This window comes from Mesorhizobium sp. M7A.F.Ca.MR.245.00.0.0 (assembly GCF_003997415.1).
Taxonomy (GTDB): domain Bacteria; phylum Pseudomonadota; class Alphaproteobacteria; order Rhizobiales; family Rhizobiaceae; genus Mesorhizobium.
Window position 1 is genome coordinate 1 of the sequence record NZ_RZTE01000075.1, and the last position, 10,330, is coordinate 10,330.

General features: G+C 62.4%; 8 protein-coding genes. 1 reads left to right on the forward strand and 7 read right to left on the reverse strand.

The genetic code is table 11. The features are described from left to right. Positions 1 to 57: 57 nt before the first annotated feature. From EOB80_RS33705 to EOB80_RS33720, 4 genes are all read right to left on the reverse strand, one after another. A complete protein-coding gene (locus tag EOB80_RS33705; protein WP_127332290.1) occupies positions 58 to 1,134 on the reverse strand; it encodes an LLM class flavin-dependent oxidoreductase in 1,077 nt (358 codons plus the stop codon). A gap of 27 nt (positions 1,135 to 1,161) precedes the next feature. Further along, entirely contained in the window at positions 1,162 to 2,673 is a 1,512-nt protein-coding gene (locus EOB80_RS33710) for an aldehyde dehydrogenase (protein WP_127332292.1), read from the reverse strand. Between the two features lie 22 nt (positions 2,674 to 2,695). After that, positions 2,696 to 3,673 carry a flavin reductase family protein gene (locus EOB80_RS33715; protein WP_127332294.1) on the reverse strand — a complete coding sequence of 326 codons (978 nt, stop codon included), beginning with the start codon at positions 3,671 to 3,673 and terminating at the stop codon, positions 2,696 to 2,698. A gap of 176 nt (positions 3,674 to 3,849) precedes the next feature. Next, positions 3,850 to 5,643 carry a helix-turn-helix domain-containing protein gene (locus EOB80_RS33720; RefSeq protein ID WP_127332296.1) on the reverse strand — a complete coding sequence of 598 codons (1,794 nt, stop codon included), beginning with the start codon at positions 5,641 to 5,643 and terminating at the stop codon, positions 3,850 to 3,852. A gap of 163 nt (positions 5,644 to 5,806) precedes the next feature. Here EOB80_RS33720 and EOB80_RS33725 point away from each other — a divergent pair, with 163 nt between their 5' ends. Further along, complete coding sequence (locus EOB80_RS33725; RefSeq protein ID WP_127332298.1) at positions 5,807 to 6,388, forward strand: amino acid synthesis family protein; 582 nt, start codon at positions 5,807 to 5,809, stop codon at positions 6,386 to 6,388. Between the two features lie 482 nt (positions 6,389 to 6,870). On the opposite strand, the gene EOB80_RS33730 is transcribed toward EOB80_RS33725, so the two are convergent. The 3 genes from EOB80_RS33730 to EOB80_RS33740 all read right to left on the reverse strand — a co-directional run bounded on the left by EOB80_RS33730 (position 6,871) and on the right by EOB80_RS33740 (position 9,591). Beyond that, a complete protein-coding gene (locus EOB80_RS33730; protein WP_245466509.1) occupies positions 6,871 to 7,035 on the reverse strand; it encodes a hypothetical protein in 165 nt (54 codons plus the stop codon). Positions 7,036 to 7,110: 75 nt separating this feature from the next. Next, positions 7,111 to 8,487, reverse strand: coding sequence for a chemotaxis protein CheB (locus EOB80_RS33735; RefSeq protein WP_245466510.1), 1,377 nt, complete (start codon positions 8,485 to 8,487; stop codon positions 7,111 to 7,113). A gap of 135 nt (positions 8,488 to 8,622) precedes the next feature. After that, complete coding sequence (locus EOB80_RS33740) at positions 8,623 to 9,591, reverse strand: manganese catalase family protein (protein ID WP_127332300.1); 969 nt, start codon at positions 9,589 to 9,591, stop codon at positions 8,623 to 8,625. Positions 9,592 to 10,330: the final 739 nt, after the last annotated feature.

Genomic DNA, 10,330 nt, shown 5'->3' on the forward strand with positions numbered 1-10,330 from the left:
CAAGGCGCCAGTTGAGCAGCACGCCCTCGACATCGAGCTGGCCGGAGCGCGCCATGGTCACGCCCTCGCCGCCTGGCGCGCCCTGTCACGCTCGCGCGCGGCGAAGACCGGCATCACCTCGTCGACCCACAGCTTGATCGTCTTCTTCTGCAGCTCGAACGGCAGGTTGAACGTCAGGCCGAGGCAGTACTGGTCAACGCCCGCGGCTTCATAGTCGAGCAGCTTCTCGATCACCTCGTCGGGCGTGCCGAACATCAGGTTGCGACGGATGTTCTCGGGATTGTAATTGTCTTTGCCCTTGACGCTCTCGTAGGGGATAGCTTCGGGAAAGCCGTTTTGCACGGTGCCGATGTTCTGGAACAGGTTCTCGAACGCGCGGCCATAGTCAATGGCATGCCCGACCGCGATCTCCCAGTCCTGCGCTCGTTCGTAGACGCAGGTGCGCCGCTGCATCATCAGGCGCGGGCGCGGCACCTCCGGATGATCGGCGACGGCCTTGCGGAATTTCTCGCCGAGCACGGCGATCTCGGCCGCCGGCGCCGACAAGGGCGTCGACAGGATCGAAGCGCCGATGCCGACCGCCCAGTCGAAGGTTCCCGGGTCCCGCGCGGCCACCCAGATCGGCGGATGCGGCGTCTGCAGCGGCTTCGGCACGCCGGCGGCGAGCGGGAACTTCCAGTAATCGCCGTCATGGGCATAATCCTGTGCCCACAGCTTCTTCACCGCCGGCACCAGCTCCTTCAGATAGGCAACGCCTTCCTGCTGCGGCATGCCGCCGGCCATGCGGTCGAACTCATATTGGTACGAACCGCGCGCGATGCCGAACTCCAGCCGCCCGCCGGTCAGGTGATCACAAAGTGCCGCCTCCCCTGCCAACCGGATCGGGCTCCAGTAGGGCGCGACCAGCGTCGAGGTGCCGAGGCGGATCTGCTCGGTATGCTGGGCAAGCCAGGTCAGCGTCATCAGGGGGTTGGGCGAGATCGTGCATTCGATCGTGTGATGCTCCGCCGTCCACAGCGTCTCGAAGCCACCCTCGTCGGCCAGGCGCGCCAACTCGAGGAGATTGCTCTTCACCTTCGACATCGGCATGTCGGGCGAGAAGCGTTCCATGGTCAGCGAAACGGCGAATTTCATGTCGGTCTCCCCAGTGCGTCGGGTTGGTCAGCGAAGGCGGATAATGAAGGGGTCCTGCATGGCGCCCGAGTAGTCGATGACGACGTTCTTCAGGCGCGAGAACTCCTCCATGGCGTCGAAGCCGCCGCGCCGCCCGTAGCCGCTCTCCTTGAAGCCGCCATTGGCGGACATGAAGGACGAGGCGCGGTAGGTGTTGATCCAGACGGTGCCGGCTTCAACATTCCTGGCGAAACGCAGCGCGCGGTTGATGTCCCGGGTCCAGATGCCGGAGGCGAGGCCATAGCGGGTGTCGTTGGCGAGACGGATCATCTGGTCTTCTGACGAGAACGGGATGACGCCGACGACAGGACCGAACAGCTCCTCCTGCATGAAGTCCATGCCGTTGTCAGCATCGGTCATCACGGTCGGCTCGAAGTACCAGCCGCCTGCAAGCTCATCCGCCTGCGGCCGCTTGCCGCCGGCCGCAATCCGCGCGCCCTGGCGCACGCCCGAGGCGACGTAGCCTTCTACCTTGGCGAGTTGCACCGACAGCGCCAGCGGTCCGACGTCGGTTTCCTCCAGCATCGGCAGCCCGACCCGCACGCGCCGCGTGCGTTCGACCAGCGCCTCGACGAACCGATCGTAGACGCTGGCCTCGACGAAACAGCGCGAACCGGCGACGCAGGTCTGCCCAGCCGCCGCGAACACACCGGACACGACGCCGTTGACGGCATGGTCGATGTCGACGTCGTCGAAGACGACATGTGGCGACTTGCCGCCGAGTTCCATCGAACAGGGGATGAGGTTCTCAGCCGCATTGGCGGCAATCCGCCGGCCCGTCGCCGTCGAACCGGTGAAGACGAATTTCGCGATGCCAGGGTGCCGGGTCAGCGCGTCCCCCGCCACGGCGCCGGTGCCGGTCACGACATTGACGACGCCGGCCGGGAAGCCGGCCTCCATGATCAGCTCGGCCAGCGCGAGCGTGGAGGCACTGGCATGCTCGGACGGCTTGACGACCACCGTGTTGCCGAGCGCCAGGCATGGCGCCAGCGTGCCGGTGAGCAGCATCAGCGGCGAGTTCCATGGCGTGATCATGCCGACGACGCCGATCGGCTCGCGCAGGTTGAAATTGAGCATGTCGAGCTTGTTGACCGGAATGGTGTCGCCGAGCAGCTTGTCGGCCATCCCTGCGAAATAGGTGTAGCTGTCGGGCATGGCGCGCATCTGCGCCCGCATTTCCTTGAGCAGCTTGCCGTTGTCACGGGTCTCGATCAGCGCCAACTCGTCGGCGTGCTCCAGCACCAGTTCCCCCAAACGGCGCACCAGCGTGCCGCGGTCGGTCTGGGTCATGCGTCGCCAGACTGGATTGGCAAAAGCTAGGCGCGCCGCCTCCACGGCCGCGCCGACATCCTCGGCATTGGCCTCTGCGAATTGGTACCAGGGCTTGCCGGTGGTCGGATCGAAACTGTCGATGTACTGGCCACCTTTCGGCGCCACGAACGCGCCGTTGATGAACAGGTTCTGGCGTGAGCCTTCGAGCGATTCGACCGTCGTTTTCATGCTGTCTGTCCTGGGTGAAGCATCATTCGGATGCGGCTTGCGTCCACGATTGCGACTGGCCGTCGATCATGGCGACGCGGCCGCCGTCGCAGGTGTCGATGTAAATGCCGAAGCGCTTGTCCTGGCGCTCCCGCGCATAGCGGCGCAGCATGGCGCGCAATTCATGGGTGGCGACCCGCTCATAGGGCAGCGCGTCGACGGAAAAGAAGGCGTGGCCATCCGGAAGTGCTGCTTCAGCGCTCTCACGGCTCAGTTCGGCGCGGTAGATGAGATAGCCCGGGTCGCTGTCGGCGACGTCGAAGACCGAATAGAGGAAGGTGTTTTCAGGGACGAGGGTCAGCGCCTCGCCGCCATCGAGGACGAGCTGACTGTCGGCCTTGCGGCGCCGCGCCGTCGGCAGCACCCAACTTCCCTTGCCATCGGTGCGCAAGAGGATGCGGTCGCCGGCTTCGACAAGATAGCCGATGATCATGTCCTGCGAGGCCAGCCAGCCGGCAGGCAGCGGATCCTTTACGCTGGCGTAACGGCCGCGGCAAAACCCGAGCGGCGCCGATGGGCTGGTTCCGAAAGCCTGGACCTGGCCGATCAGGATGATGTGGTCGCCGGCCTCGATGCGGTTGTGAACGGTGCAGTCGAACCATGTCAGGCTGTCGGTGAGGATCGGCGCGCCGGTGTGGGCGCGGTCATAGTTGACCGACTGGAATTTGTCCGCCGCTTTGGATGCGAACACCGAAGAAACGTCGACCTGGCCTTCATGGAGGAAATTGACCGCGAAGGACCGTGTTTCGTTGAATGCGGGAAAGCTCGCCGCCGCCTTGGCGACGCAGACCAGGAGCAACGGCGGGTCAAGCGAGACCGAGGTAAAGGAGTTCGCGGTCATGCCGCGCGGATTGCCGTCGCAGTCGCGCGTGGTGATGACGGTCACGCCGGTGACGAAGGTGCCGAAGGCACGACGCAAGGCGATCGGGTCGATCGTCCTGTGTACCACCGCGTCCGCCATTGCTTTCCTCCCATAGTGTCGGATGAAAGCTAGGCAAGAGACGGCCGGCCTTCTTCCTCCGGTCTGTAGGAAAGATGTCGGGGCGTGCTGCTGCCATCCCGAGCAAGTGCAGGCGCAGCGCGCCTGCACTTGCGGCGGCTGCCGCGTCGAAACAGTGGTGGCGAGGTCAACAGAGTCTAACGGGCTGTCGGCGTGCGGCTGTCGATGATGCCGCTGAGACGGATCGCGAGTTCAACCGCGAAGCGCTGTTCGGGCGTGTCGAGACGGATGCCGAACAGGTCCTCCATGCGCGACAGGCGATAGCGTAAGGTGGTGACATGCAGGCCGATGGCGTCGGCGCAGGCCTGGCTGCGGCAGCCCTGGCGCAGATAGGCAAATAACGTCTCCAGATAGGGCGTGCCGTGCTCGCGGTCATGCGCGATCAGGGCGCCGACACTTTCGTCGACGAAGCCGCGCACGTCCGGAGCGTCGGCAGCGGCGACCAATATCGGCAACGGACCGAAATCCTGGCCGGCAAAAACGCCGGTGCGTCCGAAGGAACGGCCGATCCGGATCATGCGGCGGCACCGCTCCCAGGCGATGGGATAATCGACCAGCGCGGCACAGGCCTCGGAAAGCACAACCACCGGCTCACCTTCGAAATAGCGGCCAAGCCCGGCCGCAATCTTGTGCGGCAATTTCGCGAAGCGCGCGCCATCCTGCCCGGTATCGGCCGGGACAAGACAGACAAGCCCATCCTCCACCGCGATTGCCGTGCCGGCAATGCCGGCCTGCTGCAGCAGACGCATGACCTCATGATGCGGATCGGCAAGGCCGATGGCACCGTCCTGTTCGGCGAGGTCGACGACGATCATCTTCTGTGCAACGGTCAAGTCGAGCCCCAGCCGGCGGGCGCGATTGACGATATCGGCCTCGTCGCGCCAGCGGCGCTCCGCCACCTCCAGGAAAAGCTCGGTCAGCGAGCGCGTCTCGAAACGGAAGCGCACGAAGCTGCGCATCATCTGCACACTGAGGGCGAATTTGGTGCTGTCGAGCAGCATCTGATCGAGTTGACCAGACTCGTGAGGCGTCGGGAAAATCATCAGTGCGCCAACCACTTCGGCGTCGATGCTAAGCGGCTCGATGCGCACCGAAAGCTTGAGCTGTCGCTTGCCGTCATCGACGAACAGCGTCTCGGTGTTACGCCCGTCGGACGCGCCGCGAGCTATCTTGAAGATTTGCCGGCTGAGCGTTCCGCTCACCGCCTGCTGCCAGGAGGCGGTGTCGAAATGCGCCTCGCTCGGGGAACGGCCGGCGACAACCAGATTGGCATGGAAATCGATCACCACCACAGGATTGGGTAGCAGCTCGCTGACTTTTTCGGCGAGCGAGGCCACCGATCCGTCCGACAAGGCTTGCTGCAGAAGCGAGGTGTGCGCCGAGAGGGCGCGCTGCAGACGCTCGCCGGCCTGCTTCTCCTGGCGCAGCCGATGCTGCTTCTCGACCGCGATCTCACCCAGATGCACGATCATGCCGATGAAGGCGATATCCTGCGCCGTCACTTCGGTGATCTCGCGCGAAACGACGGTCAGCACCATCGGCCGGCCGTCTTCGTCGACGCAGTTCATCGGCATGACCAGAACACTGCGGTAATCGCGCTCGAAGGCTTCTCGGCGGTAGCCCGGGAACTCCTCCGATACGCGCGCGTCCCTGATGTAGACCGGCTCGTTGCGGTTGAGCGCGACGATCGAGGGACTGGTGGCCAGCTCCCAACGGTCCGGCAACGTGCGGTGAATGAGCGTCGGGTCGTGGCGCACGATGACATAGGCGTGGCCGTGGGGGGCGTCGATGCCCATGATCGAGCCTAGAGTCCATTGGGCATGACGACAGGCCGCCAGCACGAGATGGCGCAGCACGGACTGGAGATCGCCGCCCGAATTGATGAGGCTGGCGGCATCCCGCAAGGAGAGAATTTGCGACTCGTGGTCCACGCCTGATCTTCCGCCGCTCGCGAAGGGCGAATTTAAGCCGTCGCGGATATACGAACGCTACACCGCTTCCAAGCGGGACGCACGCCGTTTCTTCCTACGAACCGGAGGAATACCCGACGGTTGGCGTGCATTAGCTTGAGCTTCCACCTGGAGAGGCCAAATCATGGAATTGCGAAAAGTCAGCACCTTCATCGAGGAAGTGCACATCGAAGGCGGCAAAGCGGGTGCAAGGCCGGTAACGTCGATCGTGGTGGCAGCCGTCCTGCGCAACCCATGGGCCGGGCGCGGCTTCGTCGAGGATTTGCAGCCGGAGATTGTCGCCATAGCGCCCCGGCTGGGGCAGGAACTCACGAGCCGCCTGATTGGATTGATGCAGGCGGAACGCATCGAAAGCTACGGCAAGGCGGCCGCCGTCGGAACCGCCGGCGAGATCGAGCATGCCTCCGCCATGATCCATACGCTGCGCTTCGGCAATGTCTTCCGCGACGCCGTCGGCGGCACGACCTATCTCGAATTCTGTAACACCCGCAACGCGCCGGGCGCGCTGCTATCGCTGCCGATGATGCACAAGAGCGAGAACGGTCGCCGCTCGCATTTCATCACCGCCAACTTCCAGATCGCCGACGGCCCGGCTGCCGACGAGATTGTCGTTGCCATCGGTGCTGCGGACGGCGGCCGGGTTCACCCACGGATTGCGGACCGCTTTCAGGACATGAAAGAGATGGAGCAGGAAGCAGCGATGTGAGGCTTGCGCTGGGTTCCACAACATCACCGTGGGTTCCACAACATCACCAATGTTCAGAGCCGGCGAATGCTGATGACGATCTCGCGGCCTATTTCGAAGAGCTAGCTAGGCTGCAGTGCAGGCTCTCCGGACCCGAAGGTGCTTGGCGAACTGCACAGGCGTCCTTGCCGTTCATCTCCGGCCCATCGATGCTGTCGGCATGCGGCGTTGCGATCCGGCACCTTTGATGCCGGAAGCAGTGTGGCGGTAGCTAGTTTGTCAGTACCCTCCAATTGCCTGCCTCTTCAAGAGCCCGCTACGTCGGCAAGGTCGCTCGCAAGCCCCGACTTTCAAATGCGGCATGAATGCGTCGGAAACGCACCAAGCATGGATATCCACGCGGGCCGCGTGACTCCCTAAATGGCTTACTCAGCCAGGACTCTCCGTTGTGATCGATCTGTCAAACCGCACGCCGAGACCATATGCGGTGGCGCTGGCTGCTATCATGTCATCAAAGGCTCTTCCGGAAATCGGCAGTTCGGGAGTACCTCCCGAATGGCGGCTTCTGCCGTCGAGGTAGAAATGACGTCATGTTGCCTTTTTCTGGTTTCGACATATTGCTCGACCAGCATTTTCAGGCGTCTTGCAGCAATCTCATCTGCAAACATCGGGTTTCTCCTGGCGGCCGAGGCCGCATTCGTTCGCGGCGCCATACTTCAATTGGTGAACCCGCGACACGAGCGTTAGCTCGATTGGCCAAAGCTGCTGTCGGGTATCTTGTTCCGGATAGCCGAGGCTTGGTAATTCCCAGACATTTCTGCTGAAGTGGGCGTTTTGAAGCGGGGTGGAGATGGTTCGGAATTTCTGTTGAACGCCCTCGCGACGTCCGTGACGCTAATGTGACGTAATATCGTTGTTGCCGCCGGCATTGAAGGATATTTGAAGAATGACTCATGTTGACCAACCTTGCTGTCTCTGTGGGGGATCATGGTCTCCGGCAAGTGACGCCGCCAAGCCGGTACCGTGAGCCCGGACCGAGATGAGCTCATGGTTGTCGGGGCGTGTGTTTTGTCACGGCCTTCGACGTGGATAAATTCTTCAACAAGTTTCGCGTCGGCTTCGTGTTCCGCGGCCCGCGTAGCCATTTGGCTGGCCAAGCTATGTCTTTCCCGAGCGGCTTCGCGTTTCGCCGTCCGTTTCGCCAACTCGGCCCGCTGCTGGTGCGCTCTTAGAAGACTCCAAAGGGCTTGTTCCGCATCGTCCGCCTGGGCCTGCATCAAAACGTCCGCTCCGAACGCATGTCCGGTGTGACAACGGTAACGGGTAATCGGCCCGTCTTCGATCTCCCAAAGCGGTCCGTGACATTCGGGGCAGACAAATGTCGAGGGGGTGCCAAGCTGGCGTTCTGTCTGTTCCATTGTGCTGTGCTCCTGAGCAGCGATCGCAGCCTCAAGGCGGATGACAGGCGGGATTTCTGGTGTCGGCCCTGCGAGTTCGGAAGCAAGCCTGCGCAACAGGCCAGCCATTTCGGACAGGGCGACGCAATGGTCGACTTCCACATTCTGCAAGGCGCTCAGCGGCATATCGGGTACTGCAGCATCGTCGGGATCTTGGACCACGCTGACCCCTCCGCAAGTCTTGATGGCGCGCAAGCCGGCGGTCCCGTCGGAGAGGCTGCCCGTGAGCACGACACCAATCACGCTGCCGCCAAAGCTGCAGGCCGCTGATCGAAAAAGGGGATCGATGGCAGGGCGCGCCAAATTCTCCCGCGGCCCGCGCCGCAGCAGCATGTGATCATCATGTAAAAGCAGGTGAGCTCCGGGCGGTGCAACGAAGATGTGCCCGTTTTTAACCTTCGTGCCGCTGGCGGCATTCGCTACGGGCACGCTTGCAGCGCGACCGAGAATGTCGCCGAGGTAACTCGTGAGGCCGACGTGCTGTACGATGAGGAGGGCCGCCGGAATGTCCGGCGAAATATCCCGGACAAGTCTCTTCAGCGCGTCGAGCCCCCCCGCCGAGGCTCCGATTGCGACAATGCAACGGTTCTCGCAACCGTAGGCACGGACCTTCTCCGACTGTCCCGCATGCTCCGACTCGGATCGTGGTGCGGCGGTGGCCATATGTGCTTCACCCACTTTTCACCAATAGCGAGCACTCCGGCCAGTCCGCTGCTGCCACTCGGATGCCCCTGCTTTCGTCCTTAGCTTCCTGATCATCGCCGAACATAGTTGCCCCGCAATGATGTCAGCTCTATACTAACGCTTACGTGCGCGTTTGACAGCAGCCTCTGCCACGGCGGGGGCCTCCTGAATGCTTGCCGAGCCGCCAAAATCCGCGTTCTTGGTTCGGCCAGCTCCCGGGCCCGCACCTAAATCAGCGCCTGTGACCGGATCGGAGGCCGGATCAGAAAGAGTACGGTCGGCCATCTTGGCCACCACCTTCATGTCTCTGGCGCCCATCTTGACGGTTGCCAAGCCGTCTCCGCCGTCGACGGGCATCACCTCTTCAAGGTCATCGATCCGATCCCACTCTTCGCCGGAATTCCATGGACCATTGGTGTCGCCGTCACCTTGAGAGGTGTTGACGTACATGCTGGCGTACTTCTCGATGCCTGGGAGCTTGCCTGACGGGAAATTGTTTTCGATGGCGTAGAGTGCTTTCTCAAACGATTTTTGGTGAGCGATCTCGCGTGTCATCAGGAAGCCGAGCGCGTCCTTGATGCCCGGATCATCGGTGATGTTGATGAGGCGTTCGTAAACGATCTTGGCGCGCGCTTCAGCGGCGATATTCGACCGCAAATCCACGGTAGGTTCACCGCGTGAGTCGACGTAGGCCGCGGTCCAGGGAACGCCGGCTGAGTCGCACAGCGCGGGAGCACCGCCGAACAGGATCGATTCCTTGGCTGTGGTACCGCTGGCGCCGATCATCAGATAAAGGTCCGCTTCTTTCATCTGGCCTTCGGCAAGTTGTGCCTTGAGGCCCTTGTTCAGCATGGTGACGATCGATCCCACCACCTCAAGGTGGCTGAGTTCTTCAGTGGCTATGTCGAGCAACATGTCGCGACGGCCAAGATCATCCTCGCCAAGGCCTTGCGTGAAATAGCGCATCGCCGCCGCAAGCTCACCATCGGCGCCACCGAATTGTTCCATGATCATGCAGGCCAGGCGGGGATTAGGCTCCGAAACGCGGACGGTGTATTGCAGGCGCTTGTTGTGCATGAACATCGGCAGTCCTCCAGGGGGTTGGCTTGCCCAACATCCGCCTGCGAGGATTGTTCCATATTGCATCGAGTGACGCAGTGGATCCGCGAGGCCATGGCGCGCTATGGGGTGAAATCCGTGTCGGGACGCACATCGCGGCAAAACGCGCACACTAGTTCGATCGTCGCTTCGATGTCGGCGAGACACAAAACCTCGGATGGGGTATGCATGTAGCGTAGAGGCACGGACAAGAGTCCCGTGGCGGCACCTCCCCGGCTAGTTTGCAGGAGGCGGGCATCGGTCGGGCTTTTGTCTCCGTAGGCCTGCAACTGATACGGAAGACCCCTACGATCCGCGGCTCCTTTGAGAAGGTCGAACACTACGGGGTTGGTGCTTGGGCCTTGCGAGAGTCCGGGACCTTTCCCAAGGTCCAACTTACCTTGGTCTTCTGCCCTGGCGAGCGGGTAATCCATGGCCACCCCCATGTCTACCGCAAGCGCAACATGCGGGGCGAGATTGAAGGCTGCTGTCTGGGCGCCTCTTGATCCTATCTCCTCCTGAACCGTTCCCAACACGTGTACGCCCACCTCGGGATGCAGGCCGCCATCCTCTTTGAGCCGCCTTACGATTTCCGTGCCAATAAAGAGGCCGGCCTTATTGTCGAAAGCGCGTGCCATCGCGCGATCACCAAGAAGCATCGTGAAGCTTGCATGCCCACCGACAAGAGCATGCCGATGACCCCCGCGATGAAGGCGAAGATCAG